The 19,491-nt window shown below is 51.9% G+C and carries 18 protein-coding genes; 13 read left to right on the top strand and 5 right to left on the bottom strand.

What is annotated here, in order from left to right; genetic code table 11:
* Nucleotides 1-48: 48 nt before the first annotated feature.
* Nucleotides 49-549 carry a GNAT family N-acetyltransferase gene (locus tag QRY16_RS10820; RefSeq protein WP_289776584.1) on the top strand — a complete coding sequence of 167 codons (501 nt, stop codon included), beginning with the start codon at nucleotides 49-51 and terminating at the stop codon, nucleotides 547-549.
* A gap of 37 nt (nucleotides 550-586) precedes the next feature.
* Here the strand turns inward: QRY16_RS10820 and QRY16_RS10825 are convergent, their stop codons facing one another.
* Complete coding sequence (locus tag QRY16_RS10825) at nucleotides 587-1,504, bottom strand: sugar ABC transporter substrate-binding protein (RefSeq protein WP_289776585.1); 918 nt, start codon at nucleotides 1,502-1,504, stop codon at nucleotides 587-589.
* A gap of 419 nt (nucleotides 1,505-1,923) precedes the next feature.
* Between QRY16_RS10825 and QRY16_RS10830 the strand changes: the two genes are divergently transcribed.
* The 5 genes from QRY16_RS10830 (at nucleotide 1,924) to QRY16_RS10850 (ending at nucleotide 7,442) form a co-directional block, all read left to right on the top strand.
* Complete coding sequence (locus QRY16_RS10830) at nucleotides 1,924-3,318, top strand: MFS transporter (protein ID WP_193406047.1); 1,395 nt, start codon at nucleotides 1,924-1,926, stop codon at nucleotides 3,316-3,318.
* A 551-nt stretch (nucleotides 3,319-3,869) separates the two neighbouring features.
* Nucleotides 3,870-4,373 (top strand): TIGR00645 family protein, encoded by a 504-nt coding sequence (locus QRY16_RS10835; protein ID WP_289776586.1) that lies wholly within the window; start codon nucleotides 3,870-3,872, stop codon nucleotides 4,371-4,373.
* Between the two features lie 287 nt (nucleotides 4,374-4,660).
* A complete protein-coding gene (locus QRY16_RS10840; RefSeq protein ID WP_289776587.1) occupies nucleotides 4,661-6,004 on the top strand; it encodes a cation:proton antiporter in 1,344 nt (447 codons plus the stop codon).
* Nucleotides 6,005-6,035: 31 nt separating this feature from the next.
* Nucleotides 6,036-6,374 carry a hypothetical protein gene (locus QRY16_RS10845; protein WP_193406043.1) on the top strand — a complete coding sequence of 113 codons (339 nt, stop codon included), beginning with the start codon at nucleotides 6,036-6,038 and terminating at the stop codon, nucleotides 6,372-6,374.
* A 171-nt stretch (nucleotides 6,375-6,545) separates the two neighbouring features.
* Nucleotides 6,546-7,442 (top strand): alpha/beta hydrolase, encoded by an 897-nt coding sequence (locus QRY16_RS10850; RefSeq protein WP_193406042.1) that lies wholly within the window; start codon nucleotides 6,546-6,548, stop codon nucleotides 7,440-7,442.
* Nucleotides 7,443-7,574: 132 nt separating this feature from the next.
* On the opposite strand, the gene gorA is transcribed toward QRY16_RS10850, so the two are convergent.
* Complete coding sequence (gene gorA / locus QRY16_RS10855; RefSeq protein WP_289776588.1) at nucleotides 7,575-8,927, bottom strand: glutathione-disulfide reductase; 1,353 nt, start codon at nucleotides 8,925-8,927, stop codon at nucleotides 7,575-7,577.
* 127 nt (nucleotides 8,928-9,054) lie between these two features.
* Between gorA and rnz the strand changes: the two genes are divergently transcribed.
* Complete coding sequence (gene rnz / locus QRY16_RS10860) at nucleotides 9,055-9,966, top strand: ribonuclease Z (protein ID WP_289776589.1); 912 nt, start codon at nucleotides 9,055-9,057, stop codon at nucleotides 9,964-9,966.
* A 118-nt stretch (nucleotides 9,967-10,084) separates the two neighbouring features.
* Here rnz and QRY16_RS10865 read toward each other — a convergent pair whose 3' ends face one another.
* Nucleotides 10,085-10,927, bottom strand: coding sequence for a 23S rRNA (adenine(2030)-N(6))-methyltransferase RlmJ (locus QRY16_RS10865; protein WP_193405574.1), 843 nt, complete (start codon nucleotides 10,925-10,927; stop codon nucleotides 10,085-10,087).
* Between the two features lie 277 nt (nucleotides 10,928-11,204).
* Between QRY16_RS10865 and prlC the strand changes: the two genes are divergently transcribed.
* Nucleotides 11,205-13,247: an oligopeptidase A gene (gene prlC, locus QRY16_RS10870; RefSeq protein ID WP_289776590.1), complete on the top strand. Its 2,043-nt coding sequence runs from the start codon at nucleotides 11,205-11,207 to the stop codon at nucleotides 13,245-13,247.
* An 8-nt stretch (nucleotides 13,248-13,255) separates the two neighbouring features.
* A complete protein-coding gene (gene rsmJ, locus QRY16_RS10875) occupies nucleotides 13,256-14,008 on the top strand; it encodes a 16S rRNA (guanine(1516)-N(2))-methyltransferase RsmJ (protein ID WP_193405576.1) in 753 nt (250 codons plus the stop codon).
* A 50-nt stretch (nucleotides 14,009-14,058) separates the two neighbouring features.
* Here rsmJ and uspA read toward each other — a convergent pair whose 3' ends face one another.
* A complete protein-coding gene (uspA, locus tag QRY16_RS10880; RefSeq protein WP_289776591.1) occupies nucleotides 14,059-14,496 on the bottom strand; it encodes a universal stress protein UspA in 438 nt (145 codons plus the stop codon).
* Nucleotides 14,497-14,924: 428 nt separating this feature from the next.
* Here uspA and uspB point away from each other — a divergent pair, with 428 nt between their 5' ends.
* Entirely contained in the window at nucleotides 14,925-15,260 is a 336-nt protein-coding gene (gene uspB / locus QRY16_RS10885; protein WP_193405720.1) for a universal stress protein UspB, read from the top strand.
* A 35-nt stretch (nucleotides 15,261-15,295) separates the two neighbouring features.
* On the opposite strand, the gene pitA is transcribed toward uspB, so the two are convergent.
* On the bottom strand, nucleotides 15,296-16,795 hold the full coding sequence (pitA, locus tag QRY16_RS10890) for an inorganic phosphate transporter PitA (RefSeq protein WP_289776611.1): 1,500 nt from the start codon (nucleotides 16,793-16,795) through the stop codon (nucleotides 15,296-15,298).
* Between the two features lie 244 nt (nucleotides 16,796-17,039).
* Between pitA and QRY16_RS10895 the strand changes: the two genes are divergently transcribed.
* From QRY16_RS10895 to QRY16_RS10905, 3 genes are all read left to right on the top strand, one after another.
* Nucleotides 17,040-18,224 carry a BaiN/RdsA family NAD(P)/FAD-dependent oxidoreductase gene (locus QRY16_RS10895; protein ID WP_289776592.1) on the top strand — a complete coding sequence of 395 codons (1,185 nt, stop codon included), beginning with the start codon at nucleotides 17,040-17,042 and terminating at the stop codon, nucleotides 18,222-18,224.
* A 19-nt stretch (nucleotides 18,225-18,243) separates the two neighbouring features.
* Entirely contained in the window at nucleotides 18,244-19,116 is an 873-nt protein-coding gene (rluF, locus tag QRY16_RS10900) for a 23S rRNA pseudouridine(2604) synthase RluF (protein WP_289776593.1), read from the top strand.
* Between the two features lie 176 nt (nucleotides 19,117-19,292).
* Nucleotides 19,293-19,490: a hypothetical protein gene (locus QRY16_RS10905; RefSeq protein ID WP_193405580.1), complete on the top strand. Its 198-nt coding sequence runs from the start codon at nucleotides 19,293-19,295 to the stop codon at nucleotides 19,488-19,490.
* Nucleotide 19,491 lies beyond the last annotated feature (1 nt).

A 19,491-nucleotide genomic window follows, 5' to 3' on the forward strand; every position in this document is an offset into this window, starting at 1 on the left:
AGAGTTACAGCTTAGTGCAATAAAACCTATCGTCTAACAGGAGAAAATATGGAAATTATTATTCGTGGACGTGAACCAGGCGATGCTGCGACTTATCAGCGTTTGTACAGCCATCCTGATGTTTATCCCTGGACGCTACAAATGCCGTATCCAAGCGTAGCCACGTGGGAAAAGAAATTTATAAAAATGGACGCTGAAGGTTATATCGCCTTTATCGCCGAAATTGATCGCCAGATGGTGGGCGAGTTAACGCTGTTTGTCGATAATAAGCCGCGTACCCGCCATTGCATCAGCTTTGGCATCGGCGTTGATCCCGCCTTTAGCGGACGTGGAGTAGGCGAGCGTCTGATTCGTACTGGCATAGAATATGCACAAAACTGGTTGGGCGTGACGCGCATCGAACTGGAAGTGTTTCACGATAATCACCGTGCGCTGCGCTTGTATGAACGTCTCGGCTTTGAGCGCGAAGGTGTGCGTCGGCAGGCATCGCTGCGGGAAGGTAAACTGCATGATGTGGTGATGATGGCGACGTTATTGCCTGCCAGATAAAGAACGGAGCAGCCGTTCAGCTGCTCCGGTTTCGCATTTATTTACTTTTTTCAACGTACTGCTGCATATTCTGTTTAGCGACCAGCTCAAAGGGGATCCATTGATGCGAATCGACTTTTTCGCCTTTCATTAAACGTTGTGCCACTTCAACCGATTTTTTGCCCTGTCCAATCCCATCCTGAAAAACCGTGACCTGCATACCGCCTTTAGCCAGCGATTTTAATCCGTCTGGTGTCGCATCAATACCGCCGATCAGAATGGTTTTATTCGGTTTCGTCTGTGCAATTGCCATGGTGGCACCGATCGCCATCTCGTCATTATTCGCGGCGACAATATCAATGTCTTCGCCATTCGACAGCCAGTTAATCATCAGATCCACGCCTTCGCTACGCGAGTAATTGGCGGTCTGTTTCAGCACGACTTTCATATTGGGATATTTCGCGACGACCTGTTCAACGTCTTTGGTGCGCTGCAATGCGCCGGCATCGGTCAGATTGCCGATCATAATGGCGACGTTGCCGCGATAGTTGGCCATCTTCGCCAGCGCTTCCATTTGCAGCACGCCTGATTCGCGTTCGTCAGAGCCAACAAACACGACGCCTGGCGGCAATGCCTTATTGCCGGGTGAACGGTTCACGAATACCAGCGGGATCTTCGCCTGTTGCGCCAGCTTAGCCAGCACCGGTGTACTGGCCGAATCGACCGGATCGACGATGATGGCATCCACACCTGAACCGATAAAACTTTGCACCTGATCGGTTTGTCGCCCGACATCGCCGCGTGCGTCCTCAAACTGCGTTTCCAGTCCGCGCGCTTTTGCTTCTTTATCAATCGCCTGTCGAATAATAGTCAAAAAGTTTTGGTCAAAGTAGGCCATCGACACGCCAATTTTTTCAGCCAGCGCAGAAGTGGAGACACCTAACAGGCACAGCAATACAAATGCGTTTTTCTTCATCGCAAACTCCGCAGGGTATTTTAGAATTTTATTTTCATTCAAAAATAAAATGGTTGAATGAATTCATTTGTAGCCTAAGTGTCGGCCCGCGCTTTGGCAACTTGCTGATTTTACTGTTGCTAACGGGTGCACATTTTGCTGAAAAATAGAGGGCGCATAGCTGTCATAGTGACCGATTTCTTCGACCTGGCGCACATTCCACAGCAAAAACAGGATTCTTTTTTGGCTTATGTGCAGCGTCGCACTGCGTGTTGTGGCAGATGCCAAAATTTCCGGCAAATGCGTCTGATAATCTCACCAATCGCACAATGACCTTTTATTGCTCTTCTATCTATATTGCCTGGACAGGGGAATTTCAGCGGTATTCCTGAAAAAAATCTTTGCGGCATGGAGCTGCCCCTTTTTAAGGAATTCACCTCATGTTGAAAGATAAACGCGTGACCAAAACGACGCATGTTCGCATCTGGATATTGTGTTTGATCTTGTTCTTATCGGTTGTGGCATATGCCGACCGCTCGATCCTGTCGATCTCCGGATCGGCGATCAAAGAGGAGTTTGGCCTGTCAGCGATCCAACTTGGACTGATCCTGTCGGCATTTAGCTGGGCTTACGTGATCGGCCAGATCCCCGGCGGCCTGTTTCTTGACCGTTTTGGCGCCAAAAAAGTGTATGGCGTGACGCTGGTTCTCTGGTCAATAGCCACCATTGCGATGGGCTTTGTCGGTGAGTTTTCCAGCGGTATGACCGGTGCGTTGGTGCTGATGTTCGGCCTGCGCTTTGTGCTGGGATTGATTGAAGCGCCAAGTTTTCCGGCCAACGCCCGCGTGGTTATCATGTGGTTTCCTGGCGCGGAACGCGGTCGCGCCTCTTCGCTGTTTAGTTCGGCGCAATACTTCGCTGTCGCCATATTCTCACCGCTTTCCGGCTGGCTGGTATCACGCTACGGCTGGGAATGGCCGTTCTTCGTATTAGGCGGCATTGGCGTGGTGACCGTGCTTGTCTGGGCCAGTTATATGCGTGAACCGCGAAATCATACAGGCGTATCGGAAACGGAGCTGCGCCACATTGTTGATGGGGGCGGGCTGGTGGATATTGACTCCGCGAAAACGCTGAAGGAGCGTCCGGTGCTGAGCAAAGCGATATTCAGGAAATTGCTGACTAACCGTATGTTATGGTGCGCCTACCTCGGACAGTATTGCATCATTGCGCTGAGCTATTTCTTTATCACCTGGTTCCCTATTTATCTGGTGCAGGCGCGCGGCATGAATATTCTTGATGCCGGTTTAGCCACTATTGCTCCGGCGCTGTTCGGTTTCCTCGGTGGTATTAGCGGCGGTTACATCTCTGACAAGCTGCTCGCGCACGGCTGGAGCGTTTCCTGGGCACGCAAAACTCCTTATATCGTTGGTATGCTGATGGCGGCAAGTCTGACGCTGGCGGCGGTGATCCCCAGCAATGTCGGCATTATCGCCATTATGTCGTTTGCCTTTTTTGGCAAAGGTGTGGCGGCAGGAGCGGGCACCTGGACGGTGATCAGCGATACCGCGCCAAAAGAAGCGGTTGGCCTGGCTGGCGCGATTTTTAACGGCATCGGTAATATCGCCGGTTTCGTCACGCCACTGCTGTTTGGCATCATCGTCGGTTTGACCGGCAGCTACAGCATTGGACTGGCATTTGTCGGCGCCCACTGCGTGCTTGCCGCCGTGCTGTTCCTGTTTGTCATGGGCCCAATCGAGCGTGTCGGTAAAGAACAGCCGGTCAGTAAGGAAAGCTTCGAAAGACAGAGGGAAGAAGAGAGCATCAAAGCAATTTAACGTGCGGATAAAGGACATTCTTGCCGCCGCGTTTGATGAAAAAACGTGAGGCACCTTTACGTATTATCGCCTCTGAGAAAAGCAGGGTGCTTATCTCAGAGGCTGATCCACAATCGACGCGCTGATGATGCGCTGAGAAATCGCATCTTATTAATCAGCGCCTGTCTCTCGCTTCTCCGCCCCTGTTACTCATCCGCAACGTGACCATTGGTTCTCAGCCGATCGCTACGTTACGCAATGCAGCGTTCCAGATCGTCAGCAGAAAGATCGCGCATACCTTTTTCGGAGCAGGCACCGCTATGTTTCAGCAGAACAAGCCGAACGTGTGGGCGATGTTTAACAAGGCTGGCTTCAGAGCCGGTTGCGAAACAATTTAATTTGCTGAAAAATCAGTGGATAAACCGATAAAAATCGCGAGGCACTGCTAAGGTGTGCGGCGTGTAGACTGTTATTGATAAGGCGCGCTTGCCTGGATTTGTGAAAATGGATTGAAATAAATTTGCCGTTCATCGGTTATAATGCCTCACTTATTGGTAAATTACTGGAAGCTTATGGAACGTTTTACCGAAAATCTGATGTATGCATCGCGCTGGTTATTGGCTCCGGTTTACATTGGCCTTTCGCTGGGATTGCTGGCGCTAACCATCAAATTTTTTCAGGAAATTTTTCACCTGTTGCCCGGCATTTTTAGCATTGCGGAAAACGATCTGATTCTGCTGCTGCTGTCGCTGGTAGACATGACGCTGGTTGGCGGCCTGCTGGTTATGGTGATGCTGTCGGGTTATGAGAATTTTGTTTCTAAACTCGACATTGATGAAAATAAAGAGAAGCTGAGCTGGCTGGGAAAGATGGATTCCGGCTCGCTGAAGAATAAAGTCGCGGCCTCGATTGTGGCAATTTCTTCTATTCATTTGTTGCGCGTCTTTATGGAAGCGCGCAATGTCACTAATGACAAGCTAATGTGGTATGTGATTATTCACCTGACGTTCGTGCTCTCGGCATTTGTCATGGGCTGGCTGGATAAGATGTCGCGTGGTGAGAAACAAGGGCATTAAAACTGATCGTCTGCTTACGGGTCCTCAGTGAGGGCCCGGTACAAAAAGCCTCGCCTTCAGCTCATCCGGGGCCGCTCGTGTGCTCTGCCAGCTCTGATACTTTCTCTTCATCATGGCAAAAATAGCGGCATCTTTACTGGCTGTCTCTTTAGCGGGATCGGCATTATCGACCGGAGCCAACGTTGTTAGCCTGACCCTGCTTTGCCGCCCCGCCTTAAAAACTGATCCTTCAGCCTGACAATTCTTGTGCCAGGCTTAGAGATAATCTCGAATTAAGACGGATCACTATGGATTTTCTTGCCTGGACAGCCGCAACGGGTTGCCTGTTGTTGCTAATGTCACTGGCTTCCGGTTGGATACACCGTGGGCCGGTCACTCCATTCGGCCTCTTTTTGGTTGCGGGCTTGCTGTGTGGCCCATGGATGTTTAACGTCCTGCAAATTGACATACTCAGCCATGCCGATCTGGTGGCGCATATCACCGAAATTACCATGGCGGCGTCCCTGTTTATTACCGGCCTGAAGCTGCGTCTGCCGCTCAAAGCCCACAGCTTGCGTACCGGCGTTCGGCTGGCGTTTCCTGCCATGCTGTTGACCGTGATGGCGATGACCGTATTGGTGCACTGGCTTATTGGCTTTGACTGGCCGCTAGCGCTGGCGTTTGGGGCGATTGTGGCGCCTACCGATCCGGTGCTGGCAAGTCTGATTTCAGTTAACGATGCACGCGATGATGATTCGCTGCGCGTGGCGATCTCCAGTGAAGCGGGAATGAATGACGGTTCCGCTCTGCCGTTGCTGGTACTGGCATTACTGCTGTTCAACGGGCAGAGCCTGAACGGTGCGTTGCTGACGCAGTGGGGCGCAAGAGAGGTGCTGTGGGCGATTGGCGGCGGGCTGCTGACAGGGTTCGTCCTTGGGCGAATAATCGGTTTGCTGGCAACCCACTTGCGCAGCGCGAATGGCGATGTCGCGCCTAATGACTTTCTTGCCCTGGCGTTAATTGCGCTAAGTTATGCGCTGGCGCAATGGTTAGGGGCATCCGGTTTCCTCGCCGCCTTTGCCGCCGGTGTGGGTTTGCGCCGTGCCGAGCTACGCGTGTTCAAACGTTATCAGTCGGATGATATGTCTGAGGATGAGCGTGTAATGCCTGCCGAAGCGCTGGTAAACCCCAATAAACGTATGGAACAGCAAGGCAACGGCATGGTCAAGTCGGTAGGGCTGGTGGTAGGGGATGCGCTATCGTTTGGCGATACTATCGAACGCTTGCTGGCTGCGTTGATGATGGTGGTGCTGGGCGTGACGCTGGTGCATCACTGGAACCTTAACGGCGTGCTGCTCGGACTGTTGCTGTTTGTGGTGGTCCGGCCGTTGGCGGTATGGCTTGTGACCATTGGCGGCGGCATTCCCATGGCGCAACGATTGCTGATCGGCTGGCTGGGAATTCGCGGTATCGGTAGCCTCAACTATATTGCCTTCGCCTGGGTTCATGGCATGGAGGGAGAACAGGCCGAGTTGATGGTTGATATGGCGCTGACGCTGGTGGTGTGCAGCATTGTGATTCATGGCGTAACGGTGACACCGCTGCTTAACTGGCGGCAGAAACGGCTTGAAGCGCGCCATCGCAATCAATAATTTTCTTAACCCGATAAAACAGGAGTATTAAATGAAAACGACGCAAATACTGCTGCTGGGCATGCTGGTTTCCGGCAGCGCACTGGCTGCTGATGATAATGAACAAAATGTCTATGCCAGCCAGTTGTGTCACATTGTCAGCAGCGAACATTCGACCTCTAATGCTGACCAGTACGTTGAGAAAATGAAATCAAATGTGGCGCAAAGCCAGTCGTCATCTGCAATGAAAAAGCCGGAATTTGATGAGGATACCGCGCATGATGTCGTCAGCGCATGGCTGCAATTAGGGGATGACGAGCGCGCCAAATTGCGTTCGGATGAGCAGCAGTGTGAACAAGCCGTCATGGCCCAGTTTCAGCAAGAAGATTAATACCGCCCGCTTCACTCACATACAAACGCGTCTTTTCGACGCGTTTTTTTATGGATTTTAAGGTAAAGTTGCGGACATAATCGCCAGTATCTGGCACTGGATTCGTCTCTACTATTACCGCAGCGAGCCGCAATGGTTGGCTGATTCGTTTGGCATTAAATAACAGGCATTATGATTACGCGTCGACACTTTATTCTCGGCTCGGGAGCGCTCGCGCTTTCGATGACGACCGGCAAATTGTTTGCCCGTAATGACATCGTTCCTCTCTGGCCGGATGAACCTCCCGGCGGCGGCGGCCCGTCCGGTGAGCTACATGTCAGCAAAAATGGCTCCTGGTCGAATATCGTGAGTCCGGCAATTCAGCGTTTTAATCCGGAAAATCCTAACGGTGAGGCCGTATTAATCGCGGCGGGTGGGGGCTATCGCTGGATTGGCATGGGGCGCGAAGCCTGGCCAGTCGCACGCTGGCTTAATACAAATGGCTATACCGCCTATGTATTGAGCTATCGTCTGCCCCATGAGAAGTGGCAAGCTGGGCACCTGGCACCGCTACAGGATGCGCAGCGCGCTATTCGCCTGGTGCGCTCGTTTGAGCGCAAGGTGCATGTGCTGGGCTTCTCAGCCGGTGGGCATCTGCTGGGGATGGCAGCAGCCCGACCCGATTTTGCGTCTTACGCCCCCCAGGATCCACTGGATGAGATGGTGCCAAACGTTGACAGCGTTGGCATGATTTATCCGGTCATTACGCTCGAAATGCCCTATCAGCACACCACGACGCATTTGATGATGGTGGGAAAAAATGCCACACCACAGGATGAGGCCAGCTGGTCGGTGCAAAACTATGTCACGCGTAACTATCCGCCGACGTTTTTAGCGCAGGCTGAAGACGATCGCACGTCCAGTCCTTTCAACACCGAGTTAATGCGCAACACCTGTCGCCGCAATCATGTGCCGGTTGAGCTGATTCAGATTAGCGAAGGCGGTCACGGCTTTGGTTTGGGGAAAGCAGGCACGCCTGCTGCGTTGTGGGATCAAGCCTATGTGCGCTGGCTGGAGCGGTTTAATTAACCGGCGTTGGCATATATGGCCGCATCGTCAAAGAAGTAAAAAGGCTACGTTGGTCCGGGCGGCAGGAAAAAAATTACCCTGTGCTGGAAAACAGGGTAATTTAAAGGCGATCAGCGTTTTTGCCTGAGCGGTTTAGCGCATCGTCACAAACTCTTCCGATGCTGTCGGGTGAATCGCCACAGTATTATCGAAATCTTGCTTAGTCGCGCCCATTTTTAACGCCACCGCGAAGCCCTGTAGCATTTCATCCATACCGAAACCAATGCCGTGAATGCCAACAATCTTCTCTTCTTTACCCACACAAACCAGCTTCATCCGGCACGGCTGACGATGTTGTGTGACTGCGGTGTACATAGCAGTGAAGGAGGATTTGTACACTTTCACCTGGTCATCGCCGTACTGCTCACGTGCCTGTGGTTCAGTTAACCCCACAGTACCAATTGGCGGATGGCTGAATACAACGGTTGGGATATTGTTGTAATCCAGATGTTCATCCGGCTTGTTGTTAAACAAGCGCTCAGAAAGGCGACGACCCGCCGCGACGGCAACTGGCGTCAACTCAACCGCACCCGTATTATCGCCCACGGCGTAAATACCTGACACGTTGGTGTTCTGGAATTTATCGACCTTGATATAGCCTTTTTCGTCCAGCTCCACGCCCGCCACATCAATATTCAGCGTGTCGTTAGCGGGTTCGCGACCAATCGCCCACACCAGACAATCAACGGTTTGCTCGCTACCCCCCTCTAGCTGCAGCGTCAGGCTGCCATCCGCGTTTTTGATTACGGCTTTTGGAACCGCATGCGTATGCAGTCTGGGGCCTTCAGCGTTCATCACTTCAACCAGGGTTTCGGTGATCAACGGATCAAAGGTTCGCAGCGGTGCATGTTTACGCACAAACAGATGCGTTTCTGAGCCTAACGCATTCACCACGCCTGCCAGTTCAACCGCGATATAGCCTGCACCGACCACGGCGGTACGCTTTGGCAGCGCATCGAGTTCAAAAAAACCGTCAGAATCAATGCCATATTCGGCTCCTGGAATGCCCGGATGGCTCGGACGTCCACCGGTGGCAATCAGGATATGATCGGCGGTAATGGTTTCGCCGTTTACTTCCACCGTGTGCGCATCAACAAAACGGGCAAAGCCTTTAATCACCTCGACATTATTCTTGCCTAGCACGTTGTCATACGAGGTATGGATACGGTCGATATAGGCGCTGCGGTTTTTCACCAGGGTTGCCCAGTCGAAGCGATTGACCGTAGTATCAAAACCGTAATCGGGTCCATAAAGATGAATAGCTTCGGCAATCTGCGCAGCATGCCACATTACCTTCTTTGGCACGCAACCCACGTTGACGCAGGTGCCGCCCAACTCTTTAGCTTCAATCAGAGCACATTTCTGTCCATGCATTGCCGCACGGTTAATTGACGCGATGCCGCCGCTGCCGCCGCCAATGGCGAGATAGTCAAAATGTCGGGTCATTGCTATATCCATTCGGTTGCAAGAAAAATTGGCATAGAGTGTAACGCTGCGGGTCGAATTGACGCAAAGTTTGCACCTATGATTGTAATAGGGTTAAATTTTTCCATCTTTTACAGGGAAGCATAGCATGCGTCTCACTTTTCTTGGCACTGGCGGCGGTGCGCCCAGCCTGCAACGCAATGTGTCTGCCATCGCTTTTACGCACTCTATCCGCGGGGAAACCTGGCTGTTTGATTGCGGCGAAGGCACGCAGCATCAGTTCATGCGCAGCGCACTGAAACCGGGGCGGCTAGATAAGATTTTTATCACTCATTTGCATGGCGATCATATTTTTGGTCTGCCCGGCTTACTCACCAGCCGTTCTATGGCCGGGCTGACGGAGCCGTTCACCGTGTACGGACCGAAAGGCATTAAAGCCTTTATCGAAACCGCGCTGTCGCTCAGTGGTTCCTATACCAGCTATCCGTTGGAAATTATAGAGATCGAGGCGGGAACGGTGCTGGATAACGGCGAGTTTCGCGTCACTGCCTGGCCGCTTAATCATGTTATCGAATGCTTTGGGTATCGCATTGAACAATATGATAAGCCGGGTTTTCTTGATGCCTTGCGCCTGAAAGCCGAAGGCGTGCCGCGCGGTCCCTGGTATCAGCAGTTGAAGCAGGGTAAAACCATTACGCTGGAAGATGGCCGGGAATTTAACGGCGCTGATTATCTTGGTCCCGCTACCAAAGGCAAAACGCTGGCGATTTTCGGCGATACCGCGCCGACGGACGTTGCGCTACAACTGGCCGCGAATGTTGATGTCATGGTGCATGAAACCACGCTTGAAGCGGAAATGATGGAGAAGGCTAACGGGCGCGGACATTCAACTACGCTCCAGGCAGCCGAGGCGGCAAAGAAAGCCGGTGCAAAACGCATGATTGCCACTCATTTCAGTTCACGTTATTTACCACAGGATATGGCGCGCCTGTTGGCAGAATGTCAGTCTGTCTTTCCTGCTACCGAGTTGGCGCATGATTTCGCGGTATTCGACATTTAGGATGGGCGGGGCAGGCAAAACAGCAGGGGCATGACAGGAAACGTTGCTGCACATAATCTGACAGGGGTATCGTCGAGGGTAACAGCCGCGACAGAGATTATCGCGGCTAAACGTCGGGTTACTCTGGCACGACCTGCGTCACGCTGAAGTTTCCCGTACCGGCCGGAACCAGTTTTTGATGCAGCCACGGCAACAGCGTTTTCATCTGGCCCGCCAGTTTCCAGGGTGGATTGATAACAATCATACCGGATGCTGTCATACCGCGCTGGGCGCTATCAGGGCGAACCGCCAGCTCAATTTGCAATATATTTCGAATGCCGGTGGCTTCCAGATCGCGCAGCATATGTTTGATCTGCTGGCGCAATACGACCGGATACCACAACGCGAAAATGCCAGTACTAAAGCGTTTGTGGCCTTCCTGGATACCTTTTACCACTGCCTGATAATCGCTTTTCATCTCATACGGCGGATCGATCAAAATCAGTCCACGGCGTGATGGCGGAGGCAGCCTGGCTTTCAGCTGTTGATACCCATCGGCACGCTCAACGCGTGCGCGACTGTCTTTGCTGAATTCGTTGCGCAACAGCGGATAATCGCTGGAATGCAGCTCTGTCAGCTGTAATTTATCGTCTTCACGTAACAGATGACGCGCAATTAACGGCGAGCCTGGATAATAACGCAGCGTATCACCACGATTGAGGGCATGAATCGCGTCAAAATAAGGTTGCAGCAATTCTGGCGCATCGGGCTGCTGCCAGATACGTGAAATGCCTTCCAGATATTCGCCAGTGCGTTCAGCGTGTTCACCGCTCAGTTGATAACGTCCTGCACCTGCATGTGTATCGAGATAAAAGAACGGTTTTTCTTTTTCTTTGAGCGCGCTGATAATCAGGCTCTGTACGGTATGTTTCAGCACATCGGCATGGTTGCCGGCGTGAAAACTGTGGCGATAGCTCAGCATAAAAAATGGGATTTCCGAGGTTGCAGCTAAAATGGGATACAGCGATGTGCGGGATTATAACGCCAGACGCGAACAATTGCTGACGTTTCGCATTGTCCACTCTTATTTGCACCGCTTTGTTGATGTTTCACGGCTTTTTACACCCTGAACCGGACAACTGCCCGTTTCTTCCGCGCCTCGCCTTGCCTGCCATTGATTTTCGCTACACTTAGCCGCATGTTACTAAGATTGCATTGCGCGACCCGTCGCGCTTCATACATTGATAAAGGACTGCGCTATGACCAATCCGTTACTCACTTCTTTTACCCTTCCGCCATTTTCTGCTATTCAGCCTGAGCATGTAGTTCCTGCCGTTACCGAGGTATTGAACGATTGCCGTGCGATGGTGGAAAAAGTGGTGGCGCAAGGCGCACCTTACACCTGGGATAATCTGGTTCAGCCGTTAGCCGAAACCGACGATCGCCTTGGCCGTATCTTCTCGCCGGTTAGCCATCTTAATTCGGTGAAAAACAGCCCGGAGCTGCGTCAGGCATACGAGCAAACGCTGCCGCTACTGTCAGAATACAGTACCTGGGTCGGTCAGCATGAGGGGTTGTATCAGGCGTACCGCAACCTGAAAGAAGGCGACAATTACGCGGCCCTGGATTTAGCACAGAAGAAAGCGGTAGATAATGCGCTGCGTGATTTTGAACTTTCCGGCATTGGCCTGGCAAAAGATAAGCAAAAGCGTTATGGCGAAATCGCTGCGCGCCTCTCCGAACTGGGTTCTGCTTACAGCAACAATGTGCTGGATGCCACGATGGGCTGGAGCAAACTGATCGCTGATGAAAATGCGCTGGCGGGTATGCCGGAAAGCGCGATGGCCGCCGCAAAAGCACAGGCGGAAGCCAAAGAGCAGGAAGGCTGGCTGTTAACGCTGGATATTCCAAGCTACCTGCCGGTCATGACCTATTGCGACAATGCCGCGCTACGTGAAGAGATGTATCGCGCTTACTCGACGCGTGCTTCCGATCAAGGCCCGAACGCCGGTAAATGGGATAACGGCCCGATCATGGCGGAAGAGCTAGCACTGCGACACGAGCTGGCTGAGCTGCTGGGCTTTGATTCCTTTGCTCACAAATCGCTGGCGACCAAGATGGCCGAAAGCCCGTCACAGGTGATCGATTTTCTCAACGATTTGGCGAAGCGCGCCCGCCCGCAAGGCGAAAAAGAGCTGGCACAGCTTCGCGCCTTTGCAAAAAAAGAACATGGCGTTGATAACCTGAATCCATGGGATCTCACTTATTACGGCGAGAAACAGAAGCAACATCTTTACACTATCAGCGATGAGCAACTGCGTCCTTATTTCCCGGAATCGCGCGCGGTGGCGGGCTTGTTTGAAGTGGTAAAACGCATTTACGGCATCAGCGCCAAAGAGCGCACCGATGTAGATGTTTATCATCCGGATGTGCGTTTCTTCGACCTGTTTGACGAAACCGGTGAATTACGCGGCAGCTTCTATCTCGACCTGTACGCACGGGAGCACAAACGTGGCGGGGCATGGATGGATGACTGCGTCGGCCAAATGCGTAAAGCTGATGGCAGCCTGCAAAAACCGGTGGCCTACCTCACCTGTAACTTCAACCGCCCGGTGAAGGGCAAGCCAGCGCTGTTCACGCATGATGAAGTGATCACGCTGTTCCACGAATTTGGTCACGGTTTGCACCATATGCTTACGCGCGTGGAAACGCCGGGCGTTGCGGGCATCAGCGGTGTGCCGTGGGATGCCGTCGAACTGCCAAGTCAGTTTATGGAAAACTGGTGCTGGGAGCCGGACGCGCTGGCCTTTATCTCCGGTCATTATGAAACCGGCGAGCCGCTGCCAAAAGCGTTGCTGGATAAAATGCTGGCGGCCAAGAACTACCAGGCGGCGCTGTTTATCCTGCGTCAGCTGGAATTTGGCCTGTTTGATTTCCGTCTGCATACCGAATTCAATCCGGAAAAAGGCGCGCAAATCCTGGAAACCCTGCGTGAAGTGAAAAACCTTGTTGCTGTCGTACCCAGCCCGGAATGGGGACGCTTCCCGCATGCTTTCAGCCATATCTTTGCAGGTGGCTATGCAGCCGGTTATTACAGCTATTTGTGGGCGGATGTGCTGGCTGCTGATGCTTACTCGCGCTTTGAAGAGGAAGGTATTTTTAACCGTCAAACCGGCCAGTCCTTCCTCGACACTATCCTGACGCGCGGGGGCTCAGAAGAGCCAATGGCGCTGTTTAAACGCTTCCGGGGTCGCAAGCCACAGCTGGATGCGATGCTGGAACATTACGGCATTCAGGGATAAGTCGTTACGTGAAAATCTGTTTGCTCGATGAATCAGGCGCCGGAGACGGCGCCTTATCACTTTTAGCGCAGCGCTGGCAGCTAGAGCACGATGATGATGCACCGTTGGCGCTGGTACAAACGCCAGCGCATCTAGAACTGCGCAAACGCGATGAACCGAAGCTGGGCGGCATTTTTGTCGATTTCGTTTCCGGCGCGATGGCGCATCGTCGTCGATTTGGTGGCGGACGCGGTGAAGCGGTGGCAAAAGCGGTGGGCATCAAAGGCGGTTATCTGCCGGATGTAGTGGATGCGACGGCGGGTTTGGGGCGCGATGCGTTTGTGCTGGCGGCTTTAGGTTGTCGGGTGCGGATGCTGGAACGACACCCGGTGGTGGCGGCATTGCTGGAAGATGGGTTGCAGCGCGGCTATCAGGACGCTGAAATTGGTGACTGGTTGCGTGAGCGGCTGACACTCATTCACGCCTCTAGCGCACAAGCGCTGAGCGATATTTCTCCGCAACCTGATGTGGTATATCTCGATCCCATGTATCCGCATCGCCAGAAAAGCGCGATGGTGAAAAAGGAGATGCGGGTCTTTCAGACGCTGGTTGGTTCTGATGATGATGCTGATGCGTTGCTGGAACCGGCGCGGCGCCTGGCCAAAAAGCGTATTGTGGTGAAACGTCCCGATTACGCGCCGCCGCTGGCGGGTATTGCAACACAATCGGCGGTGGTAACGAAAAGCCACCGTTTTGATATTTATTCACCCTTAGCACATTAATTACAGTAAAAAGCCGGTTCGCAAACCGGCTTTTTTATCAGCGAGAAGGCTTATTCGTCCTCTTCATCGCGCAGCGGCACAATCAGCATGTCGATGTGCACGGTATTAATCAGCTGACGGGCTGATGACATCAGCTTGCTCCAGAAGTCCTGATGATGACCGCATACCACCATATCCACGTCGTACTTCTTAATCGCATCCACTAACACCTGACCGAGATCGCCGCTGCCGCTCAGGGTTTCACTGATCGGGTAACCCGCCGAGTCAGATAAGCCTTTCAGCGCCTGATGCGTTTCCTGGGAAATACGTTTCTGCATATCGCCGAGATTTACGTCAATCAGGCCGGTGTAGAGATCGGAGTAATTCACATCAACGTGAATCAGAGAAATTTTGGCATCATAAGGGCGAGCCAGCGAAACGGCTTTATCCACCAGCAACTGGCTTTCGGGAGAAAGGTCTACTGCAATCAGGATATGTTTATAAGCCATGATATAACTCCTTTCACAAGATTCAGGATGGCAACCTGTCTTTCTGCCGCGTCACAGCCAGGCGAAATCCTTTACGCGAGCGGGCGATGAGCGCCACCAAAGTTTTCGTCTACGAAGCAGACGGCATATTGTTATGTTTTTGAGTATAGCCGTGAATGTTAACAAATGCTTCTGTAGCCGCTACGGTTGTGAATAAGATCAAAAGTAAGCGATATTTGCTCGCGCTGAACGAAAATCCTCGCTGGAAAAAAATGAAACATTTCTCCTACACTGAAAATGACGGCCACATTACCTAATGTACTGGCCGTCCAGGCTTGTCAAAACAATATCGCAGTCTGGTTTATTCAGTGGTTGGAAATTTCTGTGGGGCGTATTCAGCGTTTCGCCGCTGTAAGCGTCTCTGCGGTTCCAGCCGGGAGGGGAACATGATGATCAGCACTATCGCGCTTTTTTGGGCTCTGTGTGTGGTTTGTATTGTGAATATGGCACGCTATTTCTCTTCACTGCGCGCTTTACTGGCGGTACTGCGAGGCTGCGATCCGTTGCTGTATCAGTACGTTGATGGGGCTGGTTTTTTCACTTCTCATGGACAACCCAGCAAACAGGTACGGCTGGTACGCTATATCTGGTCAAAGCGTTACCTTGATCATCATGATGAAGAGTTTATCCGTCGCTGTGAGCGGGTACGCGGCCAGTTTATTTTGACCAGTTCGTTGTGTGGACTGGTGGTCATTAGCCTGATCGCGTTGGCGATTTGGCATTAAAAAGGGCGACTTGCGTCGCCCCAGTTAGCGCTGATTTACACCAGCTTTAGCGCTATCCAGTAAAGCGAACCTGAAAGCACAATGCATACTGGCAAAGTGAAAACCCATGCCATAGCAATGTTTTTAATGGTTCGGCTCTGCAATCCGCCGCCGTCTACCAGCATGGTTCCGGCAACAGAAGAAGAGAGGATATGCGTGGTGGAAACCGGCATGCCAGTATAACTGGCAATCCCAATTGACAGCGCAGCAGTGACCTGCGCCGACATCCCTTGCGCGTAAGTCATGCCTTTTTTACCAATTTTCTCACCGATGGTCGTGGCCACACGACGCCAGCCAATCATCGTTCCCGTGCCTAACGCGACAGCAACCGCCACGATAATCCACACTGGCGCATACTCAATGGTGCCGAGCAGATCGCTTTTCAGCTTGTTGAGGAAGCGTTGGTCATCCGCGGTGGTTTCAGGCAGCTTCGCCGTTTTATCCGCCGTATCTGAAATACATAACAGCAGGCGACGCATCTGGCTGCGTTGATCAACGGACAGCTGGTCATAGCTTTGCAGATTATTCAGCAATCCTTGCGCATGCTGCACCGCTTGCAGCGCACGTGCGCTGTCGCAATGGAACTGCTGCGGGCCTGACGGCACTTCTTCTGGCGTAGGCAGAACAGGCGGTGCCATCTGAACGATGTGCGTCGGCGACTCATTGTGCTGGCGGTAATACTGTTCGAGGTGATTAATGGCATCGCGGGTACGTGTAATGTCATAACCGGAAGCGCTCATATTTACCACGAAGCCCGCCGGTGCCACACCAATCAGAACCAGCATAATCAGACCGATGCCTTTTTGGCCATCATTAGCACCATGTGAATAGCTCACGCCAATGGCGGAAATAATCAGGGCGATACGGGTCCAGAATGGCGGCTTTTTTTTGCCATCAATCTTTTCACGGTCAGCAGGTGTCATATGGATACGCGCACGTTTTTTAGTGCTGCTCCAGTAACGACGCAGGATGAAAATCAAACTACCCGCGATGATCAGACCAACAATCGGCGACAGAATCAGGGACAGAAAAATGTTGATCACTTTCGGGATATTGAGCGCATCAACCACGGAAGTACCGTTCATCAACGCATTGGTGAGACCGATACCGATAATCGCGCCAATTAAGGTATGAGAACTGGAGGCAGGCAGCCCTAAATACCAGGTGCCAAGATTCCAGATGATCGCCGCCAACAGCATAGAAAACACCATGGCTAGACCGTGGGCCGATCCAACATTCAATAACAGATCGGTAGGCAGCATATGAACAATGGCGTAGGCAACGCTCAAACCACCGAGCAATACGCCAAAGAAATTAAATACGCCTGCCATCACTACAGCAAGCTGGGCCCGCATGGCGCGGGTATAAATGACCGTCGCAACTGCGTTAGCCGTGTCGTGAAAACCATTGATTGCTTCGTAAAACAATACAAACAGCAGAGCAAGAACCAATAACAGGCCGGTACTAAGATCCAGGCCAGCAAACAGATGTAGCATAAGCGTTACGCCATTTTGGGAGGACATGAACGCGGCGCATTATCCGCGACAACATGCTGTATGGGAAAGAGAAATATAGCTTTAATTTGTGGGAAAGTTGTAATTTACCTGTCGGGATCAAAGAAAATTTCCTAAAAATTAATCAGTTATAATATGACATATTTACGGTGGTTTTTTGACACTGGCGTCGGAGTGAGCAGATCACTACAATCTGCGCCTTTCTGATAAAGCGGGATAAGTAGCAGTGGAACAATTTGACGTTATCATCGTTGGCGCCGGGGCCGCAGGCTTGTTCTGTGCCGCGCAGGCTGGCCTTCGGGGCCGCCGCGTTCTGCTGCTGGATAATGGCAAAAAGCCGGGACGCAAGATTTTGATGTCTGGCGGAGGCCGCTGTAATTTCACTAATCTTTATACCGAAGCTGCGGCATATCTGTCGCATAATCCTCATTTTTGTAAATCCGCCCTGGCGCGTTATACCCAATGGGATTTCATCGATCTGGTAAATAAGCACGGCATCGCCTGGCATGAAAAAACGCTGGGTCAGCTGTTTTGCGATGATTCGGCACAACAGATTGTCGGGCTGTTGCTGAAGGAGTGTGAAAAAGGACGGGTTTCGCTGCGTCTGCGCTCGGAGGTGCTGAGCGTGAACCGCAATGAAGCCGGTTATATGTTGCAATTGAGTGATGGCGCCGTGCAGGCTGGAAAACTGGTGGTCGCCAGCGGCGGGCTGTCTATGCCGGGTCTGGGCGCGTCGCCATTCGGCTATAAAATTGCGGAGCAGTTTGGCCTCACTGTGTTCCCCACCCGTGCAGCGCTGGTGCCCTTTACGTTGCACAAGCCGCTACTGGCGCAATTACAAACGCTTTCCGGCGTTGCGTTGGATACCACCATTAAAGCGCAGGATGGCACGCTGTTTAAAGAAGCGATGCTGTTCACCCATCGCGGCTTATCCGGCCCGGCGGTGCTACAAATTTCAAGTTACTGGCAGCCAGGCGAATTCGTCACTATTAATTTGTCGCCTGCCAGCGATCTGGACGCATTTATTAATGTGCAGCGCGAGGCGCATCCCAATCTCAGCCTGAAAAACAGCCTGGCGAAACTGCTGCCTAAGCGTTTAGTCGAGATCTTGCAAGAGATGAAAATAGTGCCGGACGTCAGCCTGAAACAGCTTAACAGTAAACAGCAGGCCGGACTGGTACAAACGCTACACGAATGGCGCGTGCAGCCAAACGGCACCGAAGGCTATCGTACCGCTGAAGTCACGCTCGGCGGCGTAGATACTACGCAGCTTTCTTCTAAAACTATGGAAGCGCGAGACGTGCCGGGATTGTTCTTTATCGGTGAAGTCGTGGACGTCACTGGCTGGCTGGGCGGCTATAACTTCCAGTGGGCGTGGAGTTCAGCCTGGGCTTGCGCGCAGGCGCTCTAATTTATTTTATGGAGGCATCATGCTGACTAACTCATCTATTCGTCTTAACAAATACATTAGCGAGAGCGGCATTTGTTCTCGTCGTGATGCCGATCGTTATATCGAACAGGGAAATGTTTTTATTAACGGTAAACGGGCGGTGATTGGCGATCAGGTCGCTGTCGGGGATGTAGTGAAGGTGAATGGTCAGCTTATCGAGCCGCGTGATGAAGAAGATTTAGTGCTGATCGCGCTGAATAAACCGGTTGGTATCGTCAGCACGACGGAAGACGGTGAACGAGATAATATCGTTGATTTCGTTAATCACAGTAAACGTGTCTTTCCTGTCGGACGGCTGGATAAAGAGTCACAGGGTCTGATTTTACTGACCAATCATGGCGATTTAGTGAACAAAATCCTGCGGGCAGGCAACAACCATGAAAAAGAATATCTGGTCACAGTTAACAAGCCGGTGACGGATGAATTTATCCACGGCCTGGGCGCTGGCGTGCCAATGCTGGGAACGGTAACCAAAAAATGTAAAGTAAAGAAAGAAGCGCCATTTGTGTTTCGAATTACCTTAGTGCAAGGGCTTAATCGCCAGATTCGCCGCATGTGCGAACACTTTGGTTATGAGGTTACCAAACTCGAACGTACGCGTATTATGAACATCAGCCTGAAAGGGGTGCCGCTGGGTGAATGGCGCGATTTAACTGACGATGAACTGATTGCGTTATTCAGGCTGCTTGAACACTCCTCCTCCGATGCGAAACCGGCAAAAAAAGCTCAGGCTAAAACCGTTGCAGCGAAAAAGCCGGGCGCTAACCGACCGAAAAGCACGGAAAAAGCGGAAGGCCATTCAGCGTCACGTAAACGTTTTACTCAGCCAGGGCGTAAGAAGAAGGGGCGTTAATTTCGTTATCTGCGGGCGGGCTGGCTTTATGTCGGCGCGCCTTCTCAGCCTTTGTCTGAAATACGTATTAGCCGTCTGGCTAATTATTTGAATTTAAGAACACTTACTCTCTATAACATGGCGGGAATGATGATCTGATCACATACTTTCGTTTTATGCTAAATGAAGTGATCAACATGTTCAGATATGCTCTTTCTGTTTTCGCCAGCCCAGAGACGTTCCTTCAGATCATGACCCGCCAGGACATCAACGATTCGATTGCTGATGGCGAGCGCATTATCATTGACGAGAATGGTAATGCCTCCGTCAATATCACCAGTGATGAGGTACGCGAGGATTTTGCTCGCCATGTGAACGCACTGAAAGGGGTATGAC

The sequence above is a fragment of the Mixta mediterraneensis genome (assembly GCF_030283135.1).
Taxonomy (GTDB): domain Bacteria; phylum Pseudomonadota; class Gammaproteobacteria; order Enterobacterales; family Enterobacteriaceae; genus Pantoea; species Pantoea mediterraneensis.

Bases quoted from the DNA above. Each gene is read 5' to 3' on its own strand.
- QRY16_RS10820 (WP_289776584.1), top strand. From the start codon at position 49: ATGGAAATTATTATTCGTGGACGTGAACCAGGCGATGCTGCGACTTAT.
- QRY16_RS10825 (WP_289776585.1), bottom strand. From the start codon at position 1,504: ATGAAGAAAAACGCATTTGTATTGCTGTGCCTGTTAGGTGTCTCCACT.
- QRY16_RS10830 (WP_193406047.1), top strand. From the start codon at position 1,924: ATGTTGAAAGATAAACGCGTGACCAAAACGACGCATGTTCGCATCTGG.
- QRY16_RS10835 (WP_289776586.1), top strand. From the start codon at position 3,870: ATGGAACGTTTTACCGAAAATCTGATGTATGCATCGCGCTGGTTATTG.
- QRY16_RS10840 (WP_289776587.1), top strand. From the start codon at position 4,661: ATGGATTTTCTTGCCTGGACAGCCGCAACGGGTTGCCTGTTGTTGCTA.
- QRY16_RS10845 (WP_193406043.1), top strand. From the start codon at position 6,036: ATGAAAACGACGCAAATACTGCTGCTGGGCATGCTGGTTTCCGGCAGC.
- QRY16_RS10850 (WP_193406042.1), top strand. From the start codon at position 6,546: ATGATTACGCGTCGACACTTTATTCTCGGCTCGGGAGCGCTCGCGCTT.
- gorA (WP_289776588.1), bottom strand. From the start codon at position 8,927: ATGACCCGACATTTTGACTATCTCGCCATTGGCGGCGGCAGCGGCGGC.
- rnz (WP_289776589.1), top strand. From the start codon at position 9,055: ATGCGTCTCACTTTTCTTGGCACTGGCGGCGGTGCGCCCAGCCTGCAA.
- QRY16_RS10865 (WP_193405574.1), bottom strand. From the start codon at position 10,927: ATGCTGAGCTATCGCCACAGTTTTCACGCCGGCAACCATGCCGATGTG.
- prlC (WP_289776590.1), top strand. From the start codon at position 11,205: ATGACCAATCCGTTACTCACTTCTTTTACCCTTCCGCCATTTTCTGCT.
- uspA (WP_289776591.1), bottom strand. From the start codon at position 14,496: ATGGCTTATAAACATATCCTGATTGCAGTAGACCTTTCTCCCGAAAGC.
- uspB (WP_193405720.1), top strand. From the start codon at position 14,925: ATGATCAGCACTATCGCGCTTTTTTGGGCTCTGTGTGTGGTTTGTATT.
- pitA (WP_289776611.1), bottom strand. From the start codon at position 16,795: ATGCTACATCTGTTTGCTGGCCTGGATCTTAGTACCGGCCTGTTATTG.
- rluF (WP_289776593.1), top strand. From the start codon at position 18,244: ATGCTGACTAACTCATCTATTCGTCTTAACAAATACATTAGCGAGAGC.
- QRY16_RS10905 (WP_193405580.1), top strand. From the start codon at position 19,293: ATGTTCAGATATGCTCTTTCTGTTTTCGCCAGCCCAGAGACGTTCCTT.